The sequence below is a fragment of the Coprococcus sp. LG101-27 genome (assembly GCF_027695515.1).
Taxonomy (GTDB): Bacteria; Bacillota; Clostridia; order Lachnospirales; family Lachnospiraceae; genus Allocoprococcus; species Allocoprococcus comes.
Genome location: NZ_JAQEUJ010000001.1, coordinates 241,144 through 265,257 on the forward strand (window position 1 = coordinate 241,144; position 24,114 = coordinate 265,257).

The following is a 24,114-nucleotide window of genomic DNA, read 5'->3' on the forward strand; positions in this document are numbered from 1 at the left end:
AAAAAGAAAGGACGCAGTACAGAAAATGTACTGCGTCCTGATACTTCGCATTCTATTATACTAAGTATGGTTTCAGAAGTTCGATGATGTTATCAGCATCCTGGTTCTCAGCATGGATGTTCAGATCGATCGGTTTAGAAAGATCAAGACTAAAGATACCCATGATAGATTTTGCATCAATCACATATCTTCCGGATACCAGGTCAAAATCGTAATCGTATTTTGTGATTTCGTTTACGAATGATTTTACTTTGTCGATAGAATTTAAAGAAATTTGTACGGTTTTCATTGAAAACACACCTCCTTGATTTCATTTTCTATAGTTATATTAAAAGTTATACGTAAAAAAGTCAAGGAACAAAACGCCGAAGAATGAATGAAATTTTCGTTAAATGTTATAAATATTGAAAGTAGGATGAATTTATGAAAAAAGCAGCATTACACAACCTGGGCTGTAAGGTAAATGCTTATGAAACAGAAGCGATGCAGGAACTGCTGGAAAAGAACGGATATGAGATCGTACCGTTTCATGATCTGGCAGATGTCTATGTGATCAATACCTGCTCGGTAACGAATATGGCAGACCGCAAGTCCAGACAGATGATCCATCGTGCCCGAAAACAGAATCCTGATGCAGTGATCGTAGCGGCCGGCTGTTATGTGCAGGCGCAGGCGGATATGGGTGAGATGGATGAGAATATAGATATTGTAATCGGGAATAATAAAAAAAAGGATCTGATCCGCCTTCTGGAAGAATATTTTAAAGAAGACATTCCGGAACAGATGCAGGAGGTCATTGACATTAACCATACCTTCGAGTATGAGAGCCTCCATCTTTCCCGGACAGCAGAGCATACAAGGGCATATCTGAAAGTGCAGGATGGCTGCAACCAGTTCTGTACCTACTGCATCATTCCTTATGCGAGAGGACGCGTGCGCAGCAGGAAAAAGGAAGATGTAGTGGAAGAGGTGCGTACACTTGCGGAACATGGGTATCAGGAAGTGGTGCTTACCGGAATCCATCTCAGTTCTTACGGATTGGAATGGAAAGATGAAAATGGAAAGCAGACAGAAGGACTCCTGGATCTGATCCGCGCGGTACATGGAGTTGAAGGGATCAAAAGGATCCGTCTGGGTTCTCTGGAACCGCGTATCGTGACGGAAGAATTTGCAAAAGAACTGGCTTGCCTGCCGAAGATATGTCCGCATTTTCACCTGTCTCTGCAGAGCGGATGTGATGCAACCCTGAAACGGATGAACCGCAGATATGATGCGGCAGAATATCGGGAAAAATGTGAGCTTCTCCGGAAGTATTTTGAAAATCCGGCACTGACAACCGATGTGATCGTAGGATTCCCGCAGGAATCAGAGGAAGAATTTGAAGCCTCCCGGGACTTTGTAGACAGCATCAATTTTTATGAGACTCATATATTTAAGTATTCAAAGCGCCAGGGAACGAAGGCTGCGAAGATGGACGGGCAGATCCCGGAACATGAAAAAACGCGAAGAAGCAATATCATGCTGGAACTGAACCGCAAAAAAATGCAGCGCTATGAAGAAGGATGGCTTGGAAAAAAGGTGGAAGTTCTATTTGAAGAGATGACAGAGCGTGATGGGAAAAATTATGTCACAGGGCACACCAAGGAATATCTGCGGATTGGGGTTCCATGCGAACCGGAACAGGCAGACCGGTGGATCAATCAGTTAAAAGAGATAGAACTTACTTCACTTTCACAAATTATGCATTGAATTTTTGTATAGATTATATTAAAATGAATATGAAGTATTGGAGGTCGTAAGATGAAAGATATAACGAATACACAATTTTTTCAGGTAGAGACAGGACCACAGATCCAGGCAAAAGATATTCTGGAAATTGTATATAATGCTCTGGTGGAAAAAGGATATAATCCGGTGAATCAGATTGTAGGATACATTATGTCCGGTGATCCTACATACATTACCAGCTATAACGGAGCAAGAAGCCTTGTGATGAAGGTTGAGCGGGATGAGATAGTAGAAGAATTATTAAAAGCTTATATCAGACATGAACTGTAGGTTGAAGATATGATGCGGATAATGGGACTTGATTATGGTACGAAGACCGTAGGTGTTGCTGTAAGTGATCCTCTGGGGATTACGGCACAGGCAGTGGAGACGGTTACGAGGAAGGACGAGAACAAGCTTCGGAAGACACTGGCAAGGATTGAGAGCCTTGCAACCGAATATGGAGTAGAGAAGTTTGTGATCGGTTTTCCGAAACATATGAATAATGATATCGGAGAACGGGCAGAGAAGGCACTGGAATTTGGAGAGATGCTGAAGCGGCGTACCGGCATTGAGATCGTGATGTGGGATGAGCGCCTTACAACGGTGGAAGCGGAACGGACACTTATGGAATCCGGCGTAAGACGGGAGAACCGCAAGCAGTATGTGGATCAGATCGCAGCTGTATTTATATTGCAGGGATATCTGGACTCTCTGGGTATGCAAAAGTAACAGGCTTTGGAATACAATCAGACGATAAGGGGAAAGTATATGAAGAATGAAAAATTAACGTTTACATGCGGAGAAGGCGGCGAAGCAGAAGAATTTTTTGTTGTGGAGCAGACCAGACTGAATGGAGTGACTTACCTTCTGGTTGCAGATTCAGAAGAGGATGATGCAGAGTGCCTGATCTTGAAGGATACAAGTGCGCCGGAAGAGAAGGACAGCGTTTATGAGATGGTAGAAGAGGAAGTAGAGCTTAATGCCGTACTCAAGGTGTTCGAAGAGCTTCTGGAGGATGTGGAGATTGAAGTGTAGACGGAACTGTCAAAAGAATATTTCTGACAGATAAGAACGGGGTTCGCACACAGAGGCGGACTCCGAATTTTACGATAATTAAATGTACGGATGAGATACATAAAATATATGGAGGTGTGAGATTGAAGAAAAAAAGCAACTCAAAACTTAAGATCATTCCGCTTGGAGGCCTTGAAAAGATCGGAATGAATATCACTGCCTTTGAATATGAAGACAGTATTATTGTAGTAGATTGCGGATTGTCGTTCCCGGAAGATGATATGCTCGGAATCGATCTTGTAATCCCGGATATCAGTTACCTTAAGAGCAATGCGGATAAGGTGAAGGGTTTTGTGATCACACATGGACATGAGGATCACATTGGAGCGCTTCCTTATGTGCTTAAAGAGATTAATCTGCCGATTTATACAACAAAGCTGACTATGGGAATTATCGAGAAAAAGCTCACAGAGCACAATCTTCTCCGCTCAACTAAAAGAAAAGTAGTGCGCCATGGACAGTCGATCAATCTTGGAAAATTCAGAATTGAATTTATCAAGACGAACCACAGTATCCAGGATGCATCGGCACTGGCAATCTATTCGCCGGCAGGTATTGTTGTGCATACCGGAGACTTTAAGGTAGATTATACACCGGTATTTGGTGATGCGATTGATCTGCAGCGTTTTGCAGAAATTGGCAAGAAAGGGGTACTGGCATTGATGTCAGACAGTACCAATGCGGAGAGACCTGGTTTTACACAGTCAGAAAGGACAGTGGGAGCTACATTTGACCGGCTTTTTGCCGAACACTCCAATACAAGAATTATTGTAGCAACCTTCGCTTCGAATGTAGACCGTGTACAGCAGATCATCAATACGTCTTACAAGTATGGACGTAAAGTAGTTGTAGAAGGCCGCAGTATGGTAAATATCATTTCGGTTGCATCAGAGCTTGGCTATTTGAATGTGCCGGAGAATACGCTGATCGAGACAGATCAGTTGAAAAACTATCCAAGAGAGAAGACAACGATCATCACAACCGGAAGCCAGGGAGAATCTATGGCGGCTCTGTCACGTATGGCAGCAGATATCCATAAGAAGATATCGATCATGCCGGGTGACACGATCATTTTAAGCTCTAATCCGATCCCGGGTAATGAAAAAGCGGTATCGAATATCATTAATGAACTCTCTGAAAAGGGAGCGAATGTTATTTTCCAGGATACGCACGTATCCGGACATGCGTGCCAGGAAGAGCTGAAGCTGATCTATTCACTGGTAAAACCAAAATATGCAATTCCGGTTCACGGAGAATACCGTCATCTGAAAGCGAACGCAGGTATTGCCAAATCTCTTGGGATTCCGAAGGACAACATTTTCATCCTCAAGTCAGGCGATGTACTTGCACTGGATGATGAAAGCGCAGAAGTTGTAGATAAGGTACACACAGGAGAAATTCTGGTAGATGGACTCGGTGTTGGCGATGTCGGTAATATTGTTCTGCGTGATCGTCAGCATCTGGCAGAAGACGGAATCCTGATTGTCGTTCTGACACTGGAAAAGCGTACCAACCAGCTTCTTGCCGGACCGGATATCGTATCCCGTGGATTTGTTTATGTACGTGAATCTGAAAGCCTGATGGAAGAGGCACGGAAGGTTGTTACGGAAGCGGTTGAAAAATGTCTGATGAGCCGTCATGCTGACTGGAGCAAGATTAAGCTTGTGATCCGCGACACAATGAATGACTTTATCTGGAAAAGAACCAAGAGAAAACCAATGATCCTTCCGATCATTATGGATGTATAATATAAAGATGCCTGTGGCATTTTTATGAAAATAAGCAGATGCGAAGATATCTGCATAAAGAAGCGCAGTCAGAGTTGAAAAGAAAATAGACTTTGTCTGCGCTTCTATGATAAATGTATAGGATAAGAATTCCCTTGGAAGAAAAGAGGAAGATATGATAGTAGAAGAACGACTGACGACTTACCTCCATTCTCTGGAAAGTGCGGACATTCCCGTTCTCGATGAGATCGAACAGGAAGCCCTTGCGGACATGGTTCCGATCATCCGCAAAGAGACAAAAAGTTTTCTGAAAGTAATGCTGGAGATCAAACGTCCGGTAAAGATTCTTGAAATTGGGACAGCAGTTGGATTTTCGGCAATTCTGATGGGAAAATATTCTCCGGAGGAATGTCACATTACAACAATCGAAAATTACGAAAAAAGGATTCCAATTGCCAGAGCCAATTTTGCCAGGGCAGGTATGGAACAGAAAATTACGCTGCTTGAAGGTGATGCACTGGAGATTATGAAAGGCATGCCGGATGATGCAGGATTTGATTTTGTGTTTATGGATGCCGCAAAGGGACAATATCCGGCATATTTAGAACAGGTGATGCGTTTCCTTGTGCCGGGAGGGATCCTGATCACGGATAATGTGTTGCAGGATGGAGATATTATTGAGTCACGGTTTGCGGTGGAAAGAAGAGACCGCACGATCCATAGCCGGATGAGGGAGTATCTGTATACTCTGAAACATCATCCTGAGCTTGAGACATCTATTCTTCCGCTGGGAGATGGAGTGGCACTGAGCGTGCGAAAATAAAAACAGGAGATAACAGTAACAGAAAGGAAAAAAATAATGGCAAGACATCCTGAATTATTGATACCGGCAAGCAGCCTGGAAGTGTTGAAGACTGCAGTCGTATTTGGAGCAGATGCAGTTTATATTGGAGGAGAAGCATTTGGACTTCGTGCAAAGGCAAAGAACTTTTCCAAAGAAGATATGATGGAAGGAATCCGGTTTGCACATGAGCATGATGTAAAAGTATATGTAACTGCAAATATTCTGGCACATAACTACGATCTGGAAGGTGTGCGGGAATATTTTAAAGAGTTAAAGGAAATAAAACCGGATGCATTGATCATTGCTGATCCGGGTGTATTTGAGATCGCAAAAGAAGTATGTCCGGAAATTGAAAGACATGTGAGTACACAGGCCAATAATACAAATTATGCAACTTATATGTTCTGGTACAGACAAGGGGCGAGCAGAGTTGTATCTGCAAGAGAACTTTCCATGCGTGAGATCAAAGAAATCCGTGCACATATCCCGGATGATCTGGAGATTGAGACATTCGTACACGGTGCAATGTGTATTTCTTATTCCGGAAGATGTCTGCTCAGTAATTTCTTTACAGGCAGGGATGCAAACCATGGCGCATGCACCCATCCGTGCCGCTGGAAATATTCTGTTGTGGAAGAAACCCGTCCGGGAGAATATATGCCGGTTTATGAAAATGAGAGAGGAACGTATATTTTCAATTCAAAAGACCTCTGTATGATCGAACATATTCCGGAGCTTATCGATGCGGGGATTGACAGCTTCAAGATCGAAGGAAGAATGAAAACGGCTCTGTATGTGGCAACTGTAGCGAGAACATACCGGAAAGCAATTGATGATTATCAGAAAGATCCGGAGCTTTACAGGAAGAATATGCCGTGGTATCTGGACCAGATCTCGAATTGTACCTATCGGCAGTTTACAACTGGATTTTTCTTTGGAAAACCATCGGAAGAGGCACAGATTTATGACAGCAACACCTATATCCGGGAGTACACATATCTTGGAATCACAGAAGAGATTAAAGACGGTATGGTGAAGATCGAACAGAGAAATAAATTTTCGGTGGGCGAGACGATTGAGATCATGAAACCGAACGGAGATAACGTGGAGGTTCAGGTAAAACGGATCGTAAATGAAGAAGGAGAAGAACAGGAGAGTGCACCACATCCGAAGCAGGTACTGTATGTAGAACTGTCCGGTAGGGCTGACAAGTACGATATTCTCAGAAGAAAAGAGGAAGCAGATGAATAAAAAAACGTGGAAGCCATATGCGGCGATCGTACTGATCCTTCTGTACGGCGTGGATATATTCTGGCTTTCCGGATTTTGTGTCTATTATTTTGGTGAGTGGGGAATTCCAATGTATGAGGGTCTTCTTGCGGTGCTGGCACTTGGAATAGTAGTGCTTTTCAGGGAAGACGTAAAGCGTGCATTTCCATTTCACAGACCGACGATCGCAAAGACTGTCGGAACATTGCTGATGTGGATCGGAACCCTTCTGATCACGATGATTCCGACATCGATCCTGCTTTATGTATTTCCGGAGCAGATGAGTGGGGCTACAGAAAGTGTGAGTGAATTATCCGGTGGACTGCCGTTTGGACTTGCATTTCTTCTGATCTGTGTCACGCCGGCGATTTTTGAGGAAATAGCATTCAGAGGCGGGCTTTTCAGCTGTTTTCGTGGCTTTAGGAGTCCATGGCCGGCAATTCTGATCAGTGCAGCAGTGTTCGGTGCATTTCACGGAAGCTTCTGGCGGTTTGTGCCGACAGCGATGCTTGGAATCGCCATGGGATATCTGCTTGCCGAGACGGATAACATGTTTTATAACATGTTTTTCCATCTGATCAATAATGCGTTACCGACATTGCTTTTACAGCTTACTTCCAGTGTGGCTTCAGAGCAGATGGAAAGTGCAGAAGCTATGGCATCGACAGGCATTTTGCTTGTGACGGTGGCGGTGTATTTTATTTATGCTTCGGCAGGACCGTTTCTGCTTTATGCGGGGAATTACCTGATCCATAAAGGACAGCCGGGATACGACAGGGGACTTCTGCCAAGAGAGAAAAAGAAAACTCTGCTGGGGCTTGTGCTTGTAAGTAGCGTCTTTCTAGGACTTGGCATTCTGCTTTTTGGTATAGGAATGTTTGAGTAGAGTGTCCTGTCTGTCGGTGTGAAAGAAGCATCATGAATTTAAAAATGGACAGACAGGATCTAGACCGGCAAAAATTAAAAATGAGAAGGAAGAAAGCAGGGGCGGAGTTTTTGAATCGCCCCTTTTTCAATTCGCGAAACGTAGGAACGTGAGATGCCAAGAGAAGCTGCAACTTCTTTCTGGGTATATTCTTTTTCACCATAAAGACCGTAGCGTTTTTTCAGTACCAGCTGTTCGCGGTCGGTGAGAACGGATTCCAGTTTTTCATAGAGAAGAGAAATATCATTTTTCAGGGCAAGCTGCATACAGGCATCTTCTTCATCAGATTCGATGACATCATACAGGCAGATCTCATTCCCTTCCCGGTCTGTACCGATCGGTTCGTATAGGGAGGTTTCCCGGTTACTTTTCCGCTTGGTGCGCAGCATCATCAGAAGTTCATTTTCGATGCAGCGGCAGGCGTAGGTGGCAAGCCGGGCTTTTTTGTCTGGGTTAAAGGTGGAAACTGCTTTGATAAGACCGATGGTTCCGATGGACAGAAGATCTTCTGTATCGTCCTCCAGATGCTGATATTTTTTTATGACATGAGCGACCAGACGGAGATTGCGCTCGATCAGAATATGACGGGCCTCATTGTCACCGTCTGCACTGCGTCTCAGAAGCTCGGATTCCTCTTTTGGAGTAAGAGGCGGAGGAAAGGATTTCAATACGATTACCTCAAAATAGAGTTACTAACATTGTATGTAAAAGTGAAATGTTCTGTGCTTTTCCATTCGGGTTATTTTGCGCTTGTGGTACGTCTGAAAATGCGTTATAATGAGCGTTGAATCATGTAGTAGCAGATATGGTTTACAAAAGAAATGAGATTACGAGAGAAAAGGAAAAAATTATGGGAATAAGGACAAGATTAGCGGTACTTGCCTGTAAGACATCCAATGCAGTCCTGCGGCGGATGGGACGAGGCGGAACGAACCTTCCGGGCAAGATCGCATTAAAAATTGACAAAGATATTTTAAAGGAATTATCACGTGGGGTGAAGGTTACGGTAGTGACCGGAACCAATGGAAAGACGACCACGTCCCGTATGATCGAGCAGGCATTTGAAGAAGCCGGATATAAGTACTTCGCAAATAAATCCGGTGCCAATCTTCTGACCGGGATCATTACGGTGTTTGCACAGCACTGCAGTCTTTCTGGCAAGTGTTCCTACACACACGCACTGATCGAGTGCGATGAGGCAGCGTTCCGCAAGACCAGTGAGATGCTGCCGGTAGAGTGTCTGGTAGTCAACAATATTTTCCGTGACCAGTTGGACAGATATGGGGAGATCACCCACACGTTGAATGCAATCCGCGAAGGAATTACCCACGTACCGGATGCAACCCTGTGCCTGAACGCGGACTGTTCATTGACGTCATCTCTTGCAGATGATGTACCGAATAAGGTTGTATGGTTCGGGGTGGATGTGCCGATTTACAAAGAGACAGCGTTTGAATTGTCTGATGCAGTGTACTGTATTCATTGTAAGACAGAATATGAATACGATTACAGAACTTACAGCCATCTTGGCGGTTTCCGCTGTCCGAAATGTGGATATCACCGGCAGACACCGCAGGTTGGCGTGACGCAGGTAGTGCGTACCGGAGCAGATTCTTCGGATATCGTGTTAAATGCATTCGGGCATAGCCATGATGTGCACATTAATCTTCCGGGAGGTTACAATATTTACAATGCGGCAGCTTGTGTTGCGGCTGCAGAGATTGTTGGAATCGATGAAGACACAGCAGTTGATGCACTCAGCAGATTTGAGTGTGGTTTCGGACGTGCGGAACAGTTTGAACTTGGCAAGTCTAAAGCACGTATGATGCTTGTCAAGAACCCGGCAGGGTACAATCAGGTCATCAACCAGATCTCTAATGATGAGGAAGAGTGCAAGATTGCGTTCCTTCTGAACGACCGTTATGCAGATGGAACCGATATCAGCTGGATCTGGGATGTGGATTTTGAAGCACTTGCCCGCCAGAGCGCACGCTTTACCCGTATTCTGGTATCCGGAGTCCGTGCAGATGATATGGCGCTCCGCCTGAAATATGCAGGATTTGACACTGGACGGATTGAAGTGATCCGTGACTATGAGAACCTTTTAGAAGCAATCGGAGCGGATGAGACACCGACATTTATTATGCCGACTTATACCGCTATGTTTGATCTGCGCGGCGAGATCAGCAAGCATACCGATATCAAGGCATTTTACGAATAAGGAGGGAATTATGGAACTGAATATCTGTCATCTCTATCCGGACATCCTTAATCTGTATGGAGACCGGGGCAATATCATTACAATGAAACGTCGTATGGAGGATCGGGGAATCAAGGTCAATGTAGAAGGCTGCTCGATCGGAGAAACGCTGGATGCAAACCGTTATGATATCTTCTTCATTGGCGGAGGTCAGGATTTTGAACAGGAAGTCCTTCTGAAAGACCTGGGGACCGGAAAAGCAGCAGAGATCCGCGCGGCTGTGGAAGATGAAAAGACCTTCCTCGCAATCTGCGGAGGCTATCAGATGCTTGGCCAGTATTATAAGACCTGGGATGGTGTCCAGCTCGATTTTACCGGCGCGATCAACATTCATACCGTTGGATCAAAAGAGCGTATGATTGGCAATTATATGTTTGAGACCCTCCCGGAGAGCAGTGGAGCTGTCGTAGTCGGCTTTGAAAATCATTCCGGCAAGACCTACCTGGGTGAAGGCGTATCACCACTCGGCAAAATGCTCAAAGGCTACGGCAACAACGGAGAAGACCAAACCGAAGGAGCCCGCTACAAAAATGTCTTCGGAACCTATTCACACGGCTCCCTTTTACCAAAGAACCCGGTACTCTGTGATTTTATATTACAAACTGCCCTCGAACGCAAATACGGTCAAATAGAACCACTTGCGCCACTGGACGACACCTTAGAATTAAACGCCAACGAATACATGAAACAAAGATTAAGTAAATAATGCTTATTTAGAAAATGCCACTGCACACAGGGTTCCATCCCACCTGTGCAGTGGCATTTTGTCCCATCTATGATACAGCAAGGCAAAACTTTGCCAGTAAAGTACGGCGGTCGTCGTGGGAAAATCATCTCTTTCGATTCACTTATTGTGCAATGGAGAGAAGATTCAAAAATTGTGGAAGCCATTGCTGACACAATTTTCGCTTTCAGAGGCTTCTCGAAATGGTTTGCACAATGGAATCGAAAGAGATGATTCTCCCACGATGACCTCACAACCTACTCCCACAAATTTCCCCTCCCAATCATCTTGACAAAATCCCCTACCCATACTATCATAAGGATACATTTTCTAAAAGATATCGGTTTTCTTTTAGCAAATCGCTCATGGCATTTCGCCATATATTTTCTGAAATAAAACTTCTGAACTTTTGCCGGGGAAAGGCAAGGGTGAATTTAATATGGGATTTTATAAGGTACATTCGGCAACGATTCTGGGGCTGAAAGTAGAATTTGTGCAGGTAGAGGCAGATGCAGGGAACGGACTTCCAATGTTTCACATGGTGGGATATCTGTCTTCTGAGGTAAAGGAAGCAGCAGAACGGGTAAGAACTGCCATGCGCAATGCCGGTTATACCATGCCGGCGAAAAAGATTGTGATCAATCTGTCGCCGGCATGTGTCCGCAAGAAGGGATCTGTATTTGATCTTCCAATTGCAGTTGCAGTACTCGGGGCAATGGGGATTTTCCCGGAAAAAGCAGTGGAGGATATTTTACTTGCAGGGGAGCTCGGACTGGATGGAAAGCTACAGCCGGTAGAGGGAATCCTTCCGATTGTTCTGGAAGCAAAGAGGGCTGGCTTTAGGTGCTGTGTGATTCCGAAGTCAAATGAGGATGAGGGAAGGCTGGCGCAGGGAATACAGATTTTTGGGGCAGAGACTCTGGAGGAGGTATGCAGATGGCTGAAGGGTGAGTATATGCCTCAGATGGAGAAACCTGATCAGGAAGAGGCTCATGGAATGGAAGAATGGGACATAGATTATAGTGATATTCAGGGACAGGAAGCAGTAAAAAGAGCGACGATGGTGGCAGTGGCAGGAGGACATAACCTGCTTTATGTCGGTCCGCCTGGTTCCGGAAAGACAATGCTTGCCAAACGGATTCCGACGATACTACCACCGCTTGACCGGGAAGAAAGTCTGGAGATCACGGGGATTTACAGTACGGCGGGACTGCTTAAAAGAGAGAATCCGCTGATCTGGAAGAGACCGTTCCGGGAGGTCCATCATACCGTGACGCGGGCAGCACTCATCGGAGGCGGACGAATCCCATCGCCGGGAGAAGCAACACTTGCGCATGGAGGTGTCCTTTTCCTGGATGAGCTGGCGGAGTTTCCAAGAGGTGTTCTGGAGGTGCTCAGGCAGCCGCTGGAAGAAAAATGCATTCATCTGGCAAGGCAGCAGGGAGCTTATATTTTTCCGGCAGACTTTATGCTGGTTGCTGCAACGAATCCATGTCCCTGTGGAATGGCTCCTGGTCCTCAATGCACCTGTACGCCCGGGCAGATCCGGAATTATCAGGGAAAGTTGAGCCAGCCGTTTCTGGATCGGATTGATATCTGCATGGAGGCACCCAAGGTCGAATATGAAGAACTGACCGGAAAGGGAACAGGGATGGATTCCAGAGCCATGCGGGAAAAAGTGATGCTTGCAAGAATGCGTCAGATGGAACGTTTTCGGGAAGAAAAGCTGACAAAAAATGTACAGATGGGACAAAATGAAATTGAAAAATACTGTCATCTTGGGAAAGAGGAAGAACGGATGATGCGCCAGGCTTATGAAGTGATGAACCTGACGGTGAGGAGCTATCATAAGGTGTTGAAGGTGGCACGGACAATCGCAGATCTGGAGGAAAAGGAGGAGATCGATCTTGCGACACTTCGAGAGGCACTGGGGTATCGGGTTATGGATAAAGAATACTGGGGATAAGAGAAATGAGTGAAATGTGGTATACATATTGGCTGGCGTGTGTGGAAGGAATCACCGGTGGCAGGAAGTGTGAATTATGCAGAAAAAACGGATCTGCGGAAGCAGTCTATTATATAGAAGAAAAAGGAATCAGAGAACAGACAATTACAGAAAAAGAGTGGGAGATCCTGAAAGAAAGTAAGAAAAAAAGGAACTGGAGGGAAGCGTATCAAAAAGCGGTGGACCGGGGAATTCAGATGGCAGTCCGTGGCCAGAAAAATTATCCGAAGCGGCTTGAAGAACTTGCGGGAATGCCGTATGCACTCTTTTTTATCGGGGAGATGCCACAGGAGGGAATCCCGTCGGTGGCGGTGGTGGGTGCCAGAAGATGTAGCAGCTATGGTGAAAAAATGACGCTTCGCTTTGTGGAAAGACTTGCGGAGAGTGGAATCCAGATCATCAGTGGAATGGCACTGGGAATTGACGGGATGGCACACCGGGCTGCATTAAATGTTGGAGGAAAAACATTTGCGGTCCTGGGAGGCGGAGCGGATGTATGTTATCCGGCGGCACATAAAGGACTCTATAATGATTTGATAAAGCGGGGCGGCATACTGTCTGAACAGCCACCGGGAACTCCACCGGTTGCCTGGCATTTTCCGGCAAGAAACCGTCTGATCAGCGGACTTGCCGATGTGGTACTTGTTATGGAGGCAAAAGAAAAGAGCGGATCCCTGATTACAGCAGACATGGCTCTTGAACAAGGAAGAGACATTTATGCTCTCCCGGGGATGGTGACAGAGCCGCTGAGCTGTGGTTGTAACCGCCTGATCCGGCAGGGAGCAGGGATTCTTCTGAATGAAGAAGATTTGCTGGAAGAACTGGTTATAAAAGGGCTGCTAAAGAAGAAAATCGCAATTATATCAGACACGAAAAATAAAATAAAGCTTGAAACGAAAGAAAATTTGGTGTATAGTAAGCTCGGTTTGTATCCGCGGGGGCTGGATGATTTACAGAGAGAAACCGGACTTACTCCACAGGAGGTGATGGGAATCTGTGTATCTCTTCAGTTGAAAGGATGCATTCAGGAAAGATTAAAAAATTATTATGTCAGAGCTAAATGATCTGACACTATTAATATGGAGGAATATAATATATGGCACGTTATCTTGTGATTGTAGAGTCACCGACAAAAGTGAAGACCATAAAGAAATTTCTCGGCAGCAATTACGTGGTAATGGCATCAAACGGACATGTAAGAGATTTGCCGAAAAGTCAGATGGGAGTAGACCTGGAGCATGACTTTGAGCCGAAATACATTACAATCAGAGGAAAAGGTGAGATCCTTGCAGGACTTAGAAAAGAAGTAAAAAAAGCAGATAAGATTTATCTTGCAACTGACCCGGACCGCGAAGGAGAAGCAATTTCCTGGCACTTGATGAAAGCACTTAAGCTGGAAGGAAAGAAAGTATACCGGATCAGCTTTAACGAGATCACTAAAAGTGCGGTAAAGGCATCCCTGAAAAATGCACGTGATATCGACATGGATCTGGTAGATGCGCAGCAGGCGCGTCGTGTGCTGGATCGTATCGTGGGATATAAGATCAGTCCGGTTCTCTGGGCAAAAGTAAAAAGAGGACTTAGTGCCGGTCGTGTGCAGTCTGTGGCACTTCGCATCATTGCAGACCGGGAAGATGAGATCGCAGCGTTTATTCCGGAAGAATACTGGTCACTGGACGCCAATTTCAAGGTAAAGGGAGAAAAGAAGCCTCTTGTAGCAAAATTCTACGGAACAAAGGATGAGAAGATTACGATCCATAATGAAGAGGAAATGAATAAGATTCTTGCAGAACTGGAAGATGCAGAATATAAAGTGGTCGATGTAAAGCGCGGTGAGAGAAGCAAAAAAGCACCGCTTCCGTTTACAACCAGTACCCTTCAGCAGGAGGCATCCAAAGCATTGAATTTTGCAACTTCAAAGACGATGCGTATCGCACAGCAGCTTTATGAAGGTGTGGATATCAAAGGAAGTGGAACGGTTGGTCTGATCACTTACCTGCGTACGGATTCGACCCGTATCTCTGAGGAGGCGGATGCAAATGCAAGAGCCTACGTTGGAAAAGCCTACGGAGAAGAGTATGTGGCAGAGGCTGCATCGGAACAGAAGCAGAAGAATGACGGGAAAAATATTCAGGATGCACACGAAGCCATCCGCCCGTCAGATGTTACCCGTGTTCCGGCAGAAATCAAAGAATCTCTTACAAGAGATCAGTTCCGTCTGTATCAGCTGATCTGGAAGCGTTTTGTGGCGAGCAGAATGCAGCCGGCAAAATATGAGACAACTTCTGTTAAAATCGGAGCAGATGATTACCGTTTTACGGTATCGGCATCTAAGATTATATTTGAAGGTTTCCGTCTGGCATATGTGGAAAGCGATGAGGAAAAACAGAGTGGAAATGTAATGGTCAAGAGTATCGATAAAGATTCAGAACTGACGAAAGAATCCTTTGACTATAAGCAGCATTTCACACAGCCACCTGCACATTACACCGAGGCATCTCTTGTAAAGACACTGGAAGAACTTGGAATCGGACGTCCGAGTACCTATGCACCAACAATCTCTACGATCATTACAAGAAGATACGTTGCAAAAGAGAACAAGAATCTTTATATGACAGAGCTTGGTGAAGTGGTCAATAATATTATGAAGCAGTCTTTCACAAGCATTGTCGATGTCAACTTTACCGCTTATATGGAAGGACTTCTGGATATGATCGCAGAAGGAAAGGTAGAGTGGAAATCGGTTATCAGCAATTTCTATCCGGATCTGAATGAAGCGGTTGAAAAAGCAGAAAAAGAGCTGGAAACAGTTAAAATTGAGGATGAGGTAACCGATGTAGTCTGCGAAGAATGTGGAAGAAATATGGTCATCAAATACGGTCCTCATGGAAAGTTCCTTGCATGTCCCGGATTCCCGGAATGCCGCAACACCAAACCGTATCTGGAGAAGATCGGAGTTGCCTGCCCGAAATGCGGAAAAGACATTGTACTGCGTAAGACAAAGAAAGGCAGACGTTATTACGGATGTGAGGATAATCCGGAATGTGATTTTATGTCATGGCAGAAGCCATCAGAAGAAAAATGTCCGAAATGCGGAAGCTATATGGTAGAAAAGGGAAATAAACTTGTCTGCGGTAATGAACAGTGTGGGTTTGTTAAAAATAAAGAGAAAGATGAAAAATAAATCAAATTTCATTGAACTATTCAGAATTGTATGATAATATATTTATATGCACATTTTTTTGACTAATTTGTGTGCATAATTTCAACAATATTTCATATTCGTGAAAAATGCGAACGGAAACGCACATTTTTAATAAAAGTATATGGAGGCAGATATGAGCGTACAATTATTGGATAAAACAAGAAAAATTAACAAACTGTTGCACAATAATAATTCAAGCAAAGTTGTGTTTACAGATATCTGTGAAGTTCTGACAGAGATTCTGGCATCGAATGTACTGGTAGTTAGTAAGAAAGGAAAGGTACTCGGTGTCAGCACATGTGAAGGAGTCCCGGAGATCCATGAACTTTTGCAGGACGAAGTGGGAGAACATATTGATCCGATGTTGAATGAACGTCTTCTCAGTATTCTTTCCACAAAAGAGAATGTTAATTTGCAGACACTTGGATTTACAGCTGATGTATCCCAGGGATATCAGGCGATCATTACTCCGATCAACATTGCAGGAGAGAGACTTGGAACTCTGTTTTTATACAGAAAAGAGTCCATGTACGAAATTGATGACATCATTTTGAGTGAGTACGGAACCACTGTCGTGGGACTTGAGATGCTCCGCTCTGTTAATGAAGAGAGTGCAGAAGAGACCAGAAAAGAACAGATCGTACAATCTGCGATCAGCACCCTTTCTTTCTCTGAGCTGGAAGCAATCATCCATATTTTTGATGAACTTAACGGAATGGAAGGGATTCTGGTGGCAAGCAAGATTGCAGACCGTGTGGGAATCACCCGTTCTGTAATTGTCAATGCACTCCGCAAATTTGAGAGTGCGGGTGTGATCGAATCCCGTTCATCCGGTATGAAAGGAACTTACATCAAGGTTGTGAATGATTACGTGTTCAAAGAACTGGATAAGATTAAAAAAGAAAAAATGAATTAAGGATAAAAGTAAAAGAGGGGTATCAGACAAATCTGATGCCCTTTTCTTTAACGGGGAATTATATTTGTAAAAAGGAGAGAAGAGAGCATGTATGATGGAGATAAAGCTGTACTTACGATGGTACAGTATCTGAAAGAAGATAAGGAAAAAGATGAGAATATTTATGAGGCAACAGTCATAGAATATCAGAAGGAGATGGAGCAGGTACATCTGATCCTGCGCTCAGGCAGTCTTTCTGATATTTCACTGGATGCAGTATATGAATGCCGGATCCGGACGATCACTTGTGAGACTGTGTGTACAGGGATGATAAAGGAGCGTTATGAGAACCGTGCAGGTATGATTCTGGTTCTGCAGGTGACGAATGGATTTTATGAAATAAATCTAAAGTAATTATAAAATTCAAAATCGAATGTTGACAAAAAAGAAAGAGAGTGCTATCTTATACCTAGAAAGTTTTTAGCACTCGATTTTGTTGAGTGCTAACAAGATAGAGTTAGGAGGAATTATAATGAAATTAGAACCATTAGCTGACAGAGTTGTATTAAAACAGTTAGTTGCAGAGGAGACTACCAAATCAGGAATCGTACTTCCTGGACAGTCAAAGGAAAAACCACAGCAGGCAGAAGTTGTTGCTGTAGGACCTGGCGGAGTTGTTGATGGAAAAGAAGTTACGATGAATGTTTCAGTAGGTGATAAAGTTATCTATTCCAAATATGCAGGTACAGAAGTAGAACTCGATGATGAAGAATACATCATTGTAAAACAGAATGATATTCTTGCAGTGATCAGATAATCCGGCAGGATATCATATACAGATAAAAATCAGATTTTCAGATCAGAACAGAATTTTATTTTTAAGAATCAGGAGTGATAGAAATGGCAAAGGAAATTAAATACGGAGCAGACGCAAGAAAGGCACTGGAAGCAGGTGTCAACAAACTTGCTGATACAGTAAGAGTAACAATCGGACCAAAAGGAAGAAACGTAGTCCTGGATAAATCATTCGGAGCACCGCTTATCACAAATGACGGTGTAACAATCGCAAAAGAAATCGAACTGGAAGATGCATTTGAAAATATGGGAGCACAGCTGATCCGTGAAGTTGCATCTAAGACCAACGATGTTGCAGGTGATGGTACAACAACAGCAACTGTTCTTGCACAGGCTATGGTACACGAAGGAATGAAGAACCTGGAAGCAGGTGCAAACCCGATCGTATTAAGAAAAGGTATGAAGAAAGCAACAGACTGTGCTGTAGAAGCTATCAAGAAGATGAGCAGCAAAGTTACAGGAAGAGAGCAGATCGCAAGAGTAGCAGCTATCTCAGCAAGTGATGACAGTGTTGGTGAGATGGTAGCAGAAGCTATGGACAAAGTTTCCAACGATGGCGTTATCACAATTGAAGAGTCAAAGACAATGAAGACAGAGCTTGACCTTGTAGAAGGTATGCAATTCGACCGTGGATATATTTCAGCATATATGTGCACTGATATGGAAAAGATGGAAGCAAATCTTGACGATCCATATATCCTGATCACAGACAAGAAGATTTCTAATATTCAGGAAATCCTTCCACTGCTGGAACAGATCGTACAGTCAGGAGCAAAACTTCTTATCGTAGCAGAAGATATCGAAGGAGAAGCTCTTACAACTCTGATCGTCAACAAACTGCGTGGAACATTCAATGTAGTTGCAGTAAAAGCACCTGGATATGGTGACAGAAGAAAAGCTATGCTGGAAGATATTGCAATCTTAACAGGCGGACAGGTAATCTCAGAAGAACTTGGTCTGGAACTGAAAGATACAACAATGGCACAGCTTGGACGTGCAAAATCTGTAAAAGTTCAGAAAGAGAATACAGTCATCGTTGATGGTATGGGCGATAAGGCTGCTCTGGAAGCCAGAATCGGACAGATTAAAGCTCAGATCGAAGAGACAACATCTGATTTTGATAAAGAAAAACTTCAGGAAAGACTTGCAAAACTCGCCGGCGGAGTTGCAGTTATCCGTGTAGGTGCTGCTACTGAGACAGAGATGAAAGAAGCAAAACTCCGTATGGAAGATGCTCTTAATGCAACAAGAGCAGCAGTAGAAGAAGGAATCATTGCAGGTGGTGGATCAGCATACATCCATGCATCAAAAGAAGTTGCCAAACTTGCAGAAACTCTGGAAGGTGATGAAAAGACAGGGGCAAAAGTAGTCCTCAAAGCTCTGGAAGCACCATTATTCCACATTTCAGCTAACGCAGGTCTTGAAGGCGCAGTTATCATCAACAAGGTAAGAGAAGCTGAACCGGGAAATGGCTTTGATGCTTACAATGAAGAATATGTAGATATGGTGAAAGCAGGTATCCTTGATCCTGCAAAAGTAACAAGAAGCGCACTGCAGAACGCTACAAGTGTTGCATCTACACTCCTTACAACAGAATCCGTTGTTGCTAACATCAAAGAAGATGCACCGGCTATGCCGGCGGGCGGAGCTCCGGGAATGGGCATGATGTAAGCTAAAAATATGATTTTTAGAAAACTCCTCAGAAGAGGAGTTTTCTTTTTATTATAAAAGTGTTACAATAGTTCTAATATATAAATTTGGAGGTTAGGATATGGGTGATTTTTACACAGAACAGCTGGTGAAGAGGCAGAAAGCATCTTCGACGACGCTGATCAAAGCAATACTTATCATACTTACTGTTCTGTCGGTCGTACTTATATTTATGATCCCATTCGGAATAATTGGTCCGGTGATCATGATCGCACTGGATGTTTTTTTGTTCCGGAGTATGGATGTTGAATATGAGTATTTATTTGTGAATGGGAGTCTTGATATTGATAAGATTATGGCAAAATCCCGTCGGAAAAATATGTTTTCCATGGAGATGACGGATCTTGAGATGCTGGCACCTTCCGGTTCGCCGGAACTCAGACCTTATCAAGGACTGAAAGGAACCGATTATAGTTCAGGTATGCCGGGGGCAGATACATATGAGCTGATCGTTGTAAATAACGGGGAAAAGAAAAAAATTATTTTTGAGCCAAATAAGACAGTTTGTGAAGGAATGAAGATGCTGGCACCAAGAAAAGTATTTTGTAAATAATTCCCGAAAGACGTGCAGAAAAGCTTGCAGGTTCCGGGGGACAATTGCATCCGGAAAGACGGTTACGTAGAATTATCAGTGATCTGTAGAAATGTGATTGTCACGGACGGACGAATGTACTCGATAAAGGACTTGACATAGCATAGATTTATGCGTTATCATAGCAGATAATCAAAATTACAGACGAGAGAGAAAGGAAGAAAAATCATGGGAAAGATTATTGGAGAAGGAATCACCTTCGATGATGTACTTCTGGTACCTTCTTATTCAGAAGTAATTCCAAATCAGGTTGATTTATCAACTTATCTTACAAAGGGCATTAAGCTTAACATACCGATGATGAGTGCGGGAATGGACACTGTTACCGAACATCGTATGGCGATCGCTATGGCACGCCAGGGAGGTATCGGTATTATTCACAAGAATATGTCGATTGAACAGCAGGCAGAAGAAGTAGACAAGGTTAAGCGTTCTGAGAATGGTGTCATTACAGATCCATTCTATCTGTCGCCGGAGCATACACTGGCAGATGCTAATGAACTGATGGCGAAGTTCCGTATTTCCGGAGTTCCGATCACAGAGGGAAGAAAGCTGGTAGGTATCATTACGAACCGTGACCTCAAGTTTGAAGAAGATTTCTCCAAGAAGATCAAAGAATCCATGACAAGCGAAGGTCTTGTAACAGCACAGGAAGGTATCACCCTGGAAGAAGCAAAGAAGATCCTCGCAAAAGCAAGAAAAGAAAAACTTCCAATCGTAGACAAAGATTTTAACTTAAAAGGTCTGATCACAATTAAAGATATTGAGAAACAGATCAAATACCCACTGTCAGCAAAAGACGCGCAGGGAAGACTTCTGTGTGGTGCAGCGATCGGTATTACAGCGAACTGTCTTGAAAGAGCAGAAGCTCTTGTAAAAGCAAAAGTTGATGTAGTAGTACTTGATTCGGCACACGGACATTCAGCAAATGTACTTCGTACCGTAAGAATGATCAAGGATGCATTCCCGGATCTTCAGGTGATCGCAGGTAACGTTGCAACAGGAGAAGCAACAAAAGCGCTGATCGATGCAGGTGTTGATGCAGTAAAGGTTGGTATCGGACCTGGATCCATCTGTACAACCCGTATCGTAGCCGGTATCGGTGTACCACAGATCACAGCTGTTATGGACTGCTACGAAGCAGCAAAAGAGTCGGGAATTCCGATTATTGCAGATGGTGGTATTAAGTACTCAGGTGATATGACAAAGGCGATCGCAGCCGGAGCCAACGTATGTATGATGGGAAGTATCTTCGCAGGATGCGATGAGAGCCCGGGAACATTCGAACTCTATCAGGGAAGAAAATACAAAGTATATCGTGGAATGGGATCTATCGCAGCAATGGAGAACGGAAGCAAAGACAGATACTTCCAGACAGATGCGAAGAAGCTTGTACCGGAAGGCGTAGAAGGACGAGTTGCCTATAAAGGATCTGTAGAAGATACTGTATTCCAGTTAATGGGCGGTCTCCGCTCCGGAATGGGTTATTGTGGAGCACCAGACATCGAAACTCTCAAGACAACAGGACGTTTCGTAAAAATTTCTTCCGCATCCCTCAAAGAAAGCCATCCACACGACATCCACATCACAAAAGAAGCACCAAACTACAGCGTAGATGAATAAGATGCAAAATTAATCAAGAGAGAAGAATCATTTCCGTAAGAGAGACGATTCTTCTCTCTTACATTATCCAACTATTTTCAAACTTCACCCAAACCTTCAACAGTCAACGGAATCCAGTGGCAATTGTTTTTTCAGAGGGGTACACGTCCCCTTCCGACTACCTTAATAAAAAAATAATAATTTTTTCAACAATTTCTCACCATTTTATGATAGTCTGGATATAGTTGGGATTCCAACAGAAAATTTGCAAAAAACACAAAAGATTGAGATGACGAAATGAACCGAAGAAAGAAGAAAAACACCAGAGCCAACCTGTACAGGGGGGGCGATGGAAAAAGCTATTATGAGGCGAATAAGAGGCGCAGAATGAGCCGTTATATAAAGGTGGGAAGTACGATCCTGATCACACTGCTTCTTGCACTTTCTATTATGAAGATCAGTGGAAGAGGAATCTTTGCACAGAGAGCATACAGTGAGCTTTCTGATGAAGTGATCAGTGCCCAAAAGCCGGATATTGATGTAGAACTGTTAACTGTGAATGAATATTCAAGACCGGGACTTTCAACCAATGAGATTACCGGAATAGTCATTCATTACACTGCCAATCCTGGTTCGACAGCGATGGAGAACAGAAACTATTTTGAGGGACTGAAGGACAGTCACATTACGCAGGCAAGCAGTAATTTTGTAGTAGGACTGGACGGGGAAATCGTACAGTGCGTACCAACCTGGGAGGTTGCTTATGCGTCCAATACACGGAATTTTGATACGGTGTCCATTGAGTGCTGTCATCCGGATGAGACCGGAAAGTTCAACGAGGCAACTTATAAGAGCATGGTACAACTTACAGCATGGCTGTGTGAAAAGTTTTCGCTGACAGAAGAAGATGTGATCCGACATTATGATATTACAGGGAAAATCTGTCCGAAATACTTTGTCGAAAATGAAGATGCCTGGAAGCAGTTTAAAAGTGATGTAAAAGCGGTCCTGGATAACGCAAAATAAAAAATATCTATTGATTCACTTCCAAAGTGTCTGCTATAATGTTTTAGTATAATGGGCAATTGAAGGCACCCGGAAAGCAGTAGAGTGAGAAACGAGGAATTGATAGATGAACGATTTGGAATTATACCGTGAAGAGCTTGCAAACTGTGATGCGAAGATCACAGAGGCATTAAAAGAAAGATATGCGATCATTGAAAAGATCATGGCATACAAAGAAGAGTATGGTATGCCGATCCTGCAGCCGGAACAGGAAGAAAAGCAGAAGAAGAGACTGATGTTCAGCCTTCACAATGATAAGCACAGAGACGAGATTTATGATGTATTTGAGCGTATCCAGCGCAACAGTAAGAAGATCCAGGCTAGAAAGCTTTTTGATTACAACATTGTCCTGATCGGGTTTATGGGAGCTGGAAAAAGTACGATCTCTGATTATCTTAGTACCATGTTTGCCATGGAAGTGGTTGAGATGGACCAGCTGATTGCAGAACGCGAAGGCATGAGTATTTCCGATATTTTTGAAACCTATGGGGAGGAATACTTCCGTAATATGGAAACCAATCTTCTGATCGAGATGCAGGAGAAGAAGAATGTGATCATTTCCTGTGGTGGTGGTGTGGCAATGCGTGAACGCAATGTCGCAGAGATGAAGAAAAATGGTCGTGTAGTACTTCTTACTGCACATCCACAGACCATTCTTGACCGTGTAAAAGACAGTGACGACAGACCGCTGCTTAATGGACACAAGAATGTAGAATATATCGAGCAGCTGATGGAAGCAAGAAGAGAAAAATACGAGGCGGCTGCAGATATCGTTGTAGATACAGATAACAAGACGGTTCTGCAGATCTGTGAAGATCTGATTCAGAAGCTTCTGGAAATGGATGAGAATCATGTTTAAGACCTTTTATCCGGACGAATATGTAGCGTCCACTTATGTACTGGATTTTGAAAAAATGTATCGGGAAGGCTGTCGTGGATTGGTATTTGACATTGACAATACGCTGGTTCCACATGGAGCACCGGCAGATGAGAGAGCAATCTGTCTTTTTGACAGGCTGCGCAGCATCGGGTTTGATACATGCCTGATTTCCAATAACCAGGAACCACGTATAAAGCCTTTTGCCGAAAAGGTGCAGAGTAAGTATGTGTTTAATGCGCATAAGCCTTCCACGAAGAATTATATAAAAGCCATGGAACTGATGCAAACGGACAGAGGAAACACTGTATTTATCGGAGATCAGCTTTTTACGGATGTGTGGGGAGCGAAGCGTACCGGGATGAAGAGTATTCTGGTGAAGCCAATCAATCCAAAAGAAGAGATCCAGATTGTGCTGAAAAGATATCTGGAGAAGATTGTATTACATTTCTATAAAAAAGAGAACGAAAAGAGAATGTCCTGCAAGTAGGCAGGGCATTTTTTGATAGGAAATTCTGAAGGAACTTCCTATCAAATAAAAGGCACTGCGTGCCGAAAATGTGCACTCGCACGAAGATGAAGAATGTCGCAAGCGACTGCGCTCGGCGCGAAAATGTGCCAAGGCACATTCTTTTTAGTAAAGTAAATAGAAATCCCCCGGTTCTCATAACGAGAACCAGGGGACATCAGGAGGGGATACTATATTTACAAAATC

General features: G+C 43.8%; 24 protein-coding genes. 22 read left to right on the plus strand and 2 right to left on the minus strand.

Going from position 1 to position 24,114, the window contains the following annotated elements; genetic code table 11:
• Positions 1-55 precede the first annotated feature (55 nt).
• A complete protein-coding gene (locus PG766_RS01210; RefSeq protein WP_008374994.1) occupies positions 56-289 on the minus strand; it encodes an HPr family phosphocarrier protein in 234 nt (77 codons plus the stop codon).
• Between the two features lie 134 nt (positions 290-423).
• Here PG766_RS01210 and mtaB point away from each other — a divergent pair, with 134 nt between their 5' ends.
• From mtaB to PG766_RS01250, 8 genes are all read left to right on the plus strand, one after another.
• Positions 424-1,749 carry a tRNA (N(6)-L-threonylcarbamoyladenosine(37)-C(2))-methylthiotransferase MtaB gene (gene mtaB, locus PG766_RS01215; protein ID WP_173824522.1) on the plus strand — a complete coding sequence of 442 codons (1,326 nt, stop codon included), beginning with the start codon at positions 424-426 and terminating at the stop codon, positions 1,747-1,749.
• A gap of 51 nt (positions 1,750-1,800) precedes the next feature.
• Entirely contained in the window at positions 1,801-2,058 is a 258-nt protein-coding gene (locus PG766_RS01220; protein ID WP_008374998.1) for an IreB family regulatory phosphoprotein, read from the plus strand.
• Positions 2,059-2,070: 12 nt separating this feature from the next.
• Positions 2,071-2,499, plus strand: a complete 429-nt coding sequence (gene ruvX, locus PG766_RS01225) for a Holliday junction resolvase RuvX (RefSeq protein WP_044999233.1) — start codon at positions 2,071-2,073, stop codon at positions 2,497-2,499.
• Positions 2,500-2,538: 39 nt separating this feature from the next.
• Positions 2,539-2,805 (plus strand): DUF1292 domain-containing protein, encoded by a 267-nt coding sequence (locus tag PG766_RS01230; protein ID WP_008375002.1) that lies wholly within the window; start codon positions 2,539-2,541, stop codon positions 2,803-2,805.
• Positions 2,806-2,927: 122 nt separating this feature from the next.
• Positions 2,928-4,592 carry a ribonuclease J gene (locus tag PG766_RS01235; RefSeq protein WP_117556117.1) on the plus strand — a complete coding sequence of 555 codons (1,665 nt, stop codon included), beginning with the start codon at positions 2,928-2,930 and terminating at the stop codon, positions 4,590-4,592.
• Positions 4,593-4,746: 154 nt separating this feature from the next.
• On the plus strand, positions 4,747-5,394 hold the full coding sequence (locus tag PG766_RS01240; RefSeq protein WP_008375007.1) for an O-methyltransferase: 648 nt from the start codon (positions 4,747-4,749) through the stop codon (positions 5,392-5,394).
• Positions 5,395-5,430: 36 nt separating this feature from the next.
• On the plus strand, positions 5,431-6,666 hold the full coding sequence (locus tag PG766_RS01245; RefSeq protein ID WP_008375008.1) for a peptidase U32 family protein: 1,236 nt from the start codon (positions 5,431-5,433) through the stop codon (positions 6,664-6,666).
• Entirely contained in the window at positions 6,659-7,570 is a 912-nt protein-coding gene (locus tag PG766_RS01250) for a CPBP family intramembrane glutamic endopeptidase (RefSeq protein ID WP_118198381.1), read from the plus strand. The genes PG766_RS01245 and PG766_RS01250 overlap by 8 nt, the downstream gene beginning before the upstream one ends.
• Before the next feature lie 74 nt (positions 7,571-7,644).
• Here PG766_RS01250 and sigK read toward each other — a convergent pair whose 3' ends face one another.
• Positions 7,645-8,277: an RNA polymerase sporulation sigma factor SigK gene (gene sigK, locus PG766_RS01255; RefSeq protein WP_118198380.1), complete on the minus strand. Its 633-nt coding sequence runs from the start codon at positions 8,275-8,277 to the stop codon at positions 7,645-7,647.
• Between the two features lie 182 nt (positions 8,278-8,459).
• Here sigK and PG766_RS01260 point away from each other — a divergent pair, with 182 nt between their 5' ends.
• The 14 genes from PG766_RS01260 to PG766_RS01325 all read left to right on the plus strand — a co-directional run bounded on the left by PG766_RS01260 (position 8,460) and on the right by PG766_RS01325 (position 23,889).
• On the plus strand, positions 8,460-9,830 hold the full coding sequence (locus tag PG766_RS01260) for a Mur ligase family protein (protein WP_070098607.1): 1,371 nt from the start codon (positions 8,460-8,462) through the stop codon (positions 9,828-9,830).
• A 10-nt stretch (positions 9,831-9,840) separates the two neighbouring features.
• Positions 9,841-10,575 (plus strand): type 1 glutamine amidotransferase, encoded by a 735-nt coding sequence (locus PG766_RS01265; protein ID WP_179961080.1) that lies wholly within the window; start codon positions 9,841-9,843, stop codon positions 10,573-10,575.
• 457 nt (positions 10,576-11,032) lie between these two features.
• Entirely contained in the window at positions 11,033-12,559 is a 1,527-nt protein-coding gene (locus PG766_RS01270) for a YifB family Mg chelatase-like AAA ATPase (RefSeq protein WP_270590282.1), read from the plus strand.
• Between the two features lie 5 nt (positions 12,560-12,564).
• Positions 12,565-13,662, plus strand: coding sequence for a DNA-processing protein DprA (gene dprA, locus PG766_RS01275; RefSeq protein ID WP_270590283.1), 1,098 nt, complete (start codon positions 12,565-12,567; stop codon positions 13,660-13,662).
• A 32-nt stretch (positions 13,663-13,694) separates the two neighbouring features.
• Complete coding sequence (topA, locus tag PG766_RS01280; protein ID WP_270246196.1) at positions 13,695-15,782, plus strand: type I DNA topoisomerase; 2,088 nt, start codon at positions 13,695-13,697, stop codon at positions 15,780-15,782.
• Positions 15,783-15,936: 154 nt separating this feature from the next.
• Entirely contained in the window at positions 15,937-16,719 is a 783-nt protein-coding gene (gene codY / locus PG766_RS01285) for a GTP-sensing pleiotropic transcriptional regulator CodY (RefSeq protein ID WP_022220379.1), read from the plus strand.
• An 87-nt stretch (positions 16,720-16,806) separates the two neighbouring features.
• Positions 16,807-17,112: a hypothetical protein gene (locus PG766_RS01290; RefSeq protein ID WP_008375025.1), complete on the plus strand. Its 306-nt coding sequence runs from the start codon at positions 16,807-16,809 to the stop codon at positions 17,110-17,112.
• 118 nt (positions 17,113-17,230) lie between these two features.
• Positions 17,231-17,515, plus strand: a complete 285-nt coding sequence (locus PG766_RS01295; protein WP_022220380.1) for a co-chaperone GroES — start codon at positions 17,231-17,233, stop codon at positions 17,513-17,515.
• Between the two features lie 83 nt (positions 17,516-17,598).
• Entirely contained in the window at positions 17,599-19,224 is a 1,626-nt protein-coding gene (gene groL, locus PG766_RS01300; RefSeq protein WP_008375030.1) for a chaperonin GroEL, read from the plus strand.
• Positions 19,225-19,324: 100 nt separating this feature from the next.
• Complete coding sequence (locus tag PG766_RS01305) at positions 19,325-19,816, plus strand: DUF6106 family protein (protein WP_270590286.1); 492 nt, start codon at positions 19,325-19,327, stop codon at positions 19,814-19,816.
• 207 nt (positions 19,817-20,023) lie between these two features.
• Positions 20,024-21,478 carry an IMP dehydrogenase gene (gene guaB / locus PG766_RS01310; RefSeq protein ID WP_055155624.1) on the plus strand — a complete coding sequence of 485 codons (1,455 nt, stop codon included), beginning with the start codon at positions 20,024-20,026 and terminating at the stop codon, positions 21,476-21,478.
• Between the two features lie 276 nt (positions 21,479-21,754).
• The gene (locus PG766_RS01315) at positions 21,755-22,483 is read left to right on the plus strand and encodes a peptidoglycan recognition protein family protein (protein WP_270590287.1); all 729 of its coding nucleotides are present in this window, start codon (positions 21,755-21,757) and stop codon (positions 22,481-22,483) included.
• Between the two features lie 106 nt (positions 22,484-22,589).
• Positions 22,590-23,381: a shikimate kinase gene (locus tag PG766_RS01320; RefSeq protein ID WP_022220383.1), complete on the plus strand. Its 792-nt coding sequence runs from the start codon at positions 22,590-22,592 to the stop codon at positions 23,379-23,381.
• The gene (locus PG766_RS01325; protein WP_270590289.1) at positions 23,374-23,889 is read left to right on the plus strand and encodes a YqeG family HAD IIIA-type phosphatase; all 516 of its coding nucleotides are present in this window, start codon (positions 23,374-23,376) and stop codon (positions 23,887-23,889) included. The genes PG766_RS01320 and PG766_RS01325 overlap by 8 nt, the downstream gene beginning before the upstream one ends.
• Positions 23,890-24,114 lie beyond the last annotated feature (225 nt).

Coding starts and splice junctions, on each gene's coding strand:
- PG766_RS01210 (WP_008374994.1), bottom strand. CDS start 289: ATGAAAACCGTACAAATTTCTTTAAATTCTATCGACAAAGTAAAATCA.
- mtaB (WP_173824522.1), top strand. CDS start 424: ATGAAAAAAGCAGCATTACACAACCTGGGCTGTAAGGTAAATGCTTAT.
- PG766_RS01220 (WP_008374998.1), top strand. CDS start 1,801: ATGAAAGATATAACGAATACACAATTTTTTCAGGTAGAGACAGGACCA.
- ruvX (WP_044999233.1), top strand. CDS start 2,071: ATGCGGATAATGGGACTTGATTATGGTACGAAGACCGTAGGTGTTGCT.
- PG766_RS01230 (WP_008375002.1), top strand. CDS start 2,539: ATGAAGAATGAAAAATTAACGTTTACATGCGGAGAAGGCGGCGAAGCA.
- PG766_RS01240 (WP_008375007.1), top strand. CDS start 4,747: ATGATAGTAGAAGAACGACTGACGACTTACCTCCATTCTCTGGAAAGT.
- PG766_RS01245 (WP_008375008.1), top strand. CDS start 5,431: ATGGCAAGACATCCTGAATTATTGATACCGGCAAGCAGCCTGGAAGTG.
- PG766_RS01250 (WP_118198381.1), top strand. CDS start 6,659: ATGAATAAAAAAACGTGGAAGCCATATGCGGCGATCGTACTGATCCTT.
- PG766_RS01260 (WP_070098607.1), top strand. CDS start 8,460: ATGGGAATAAGGACAAGATTAGCGGTACTTGCCTGTAAGACATCCAAT.
- PG766_RS01265 (WP_179961080.1), top strand. CDS start 9,841: ATGGAACTGAATATCTGTCATCTCTATCCGGACATCCTTAATCTGTAT.
- PG766_RS01270 (WP_270590282.1), top strand. CDS start 11,033: ATGGGATTTTATAAGGTACATTCGGCAACGATTCTGGGGCTGAAAGTA.
- dprA (WP_270590283.1), top strand. CDS start 12,565: ATGAGTGAAATGTGGTATACATATTGGCTGGCGTGTGTGGAAGGAATC.
- topA (WP_270246196.1), top strand. CDS start 13,695: ATGGCACGTTATCTTGTGATTGTAGAGTCACCGACAAAAGTGAAGACC.
- codY (WP_022220379.1), top strand. CDS start 15,937: ATGAGCGTACAATTATTGGATAAAACAAGAAAAATTAACAAACTGTTG.
- PG766_RS01290 (WP_008375025.1), top strand. CDS start 16,807: ATGTATGATGGAGATAAAGCTGTACTTACGATGGTACAGTATCTGAAA.
- PG766_RS01295 (WP_022220380.1), top strand. CDS start 17,231: ATGAAATTAGAACCATTAGCTGACAGAGTTGTATTAAAACAGTTAGTT.
- groL (WP_008375030.1), top strand. CDS start 17,599: ATGGCAAAGGAAATTAAATACGGAGCAGACGCAAGAAAGGCACTGGAA.
- PG766_RS01305 (WP_270590286.1), top strand. CDS start 19,325: ATGGGTGATTTTTACACAGAACAGCTGGTGAAGAGGCAGAAAGCATCT.
- guaB (WP_055155624.1), top strand. CDS start 20,024: ATGGGAAAGATTATTGGAGAAGGAATCACCTTCGATGATGTACTTCTG.
- PG766_RS01315 (WP_270590287.1), top strand. CDS start 21,755: ATGAACCGAAGAAAGAAGAAAAACACCAGAGCCAACCTGTACAGGGGG.
- PG766_RS01320 (WP_022220383.1), top strand. CDS start 22,590: ATGAACGATTTGGAATTATACCGTGAAGAGCTTGCAAACTGTGATGCG.
- PG766_RS01325 (WP_270590289.1), top strand. CDS start 23,374: ATGTTTAAGACCTTTTATCCGGACGAATATGTAGCGTCCACTTATGTA.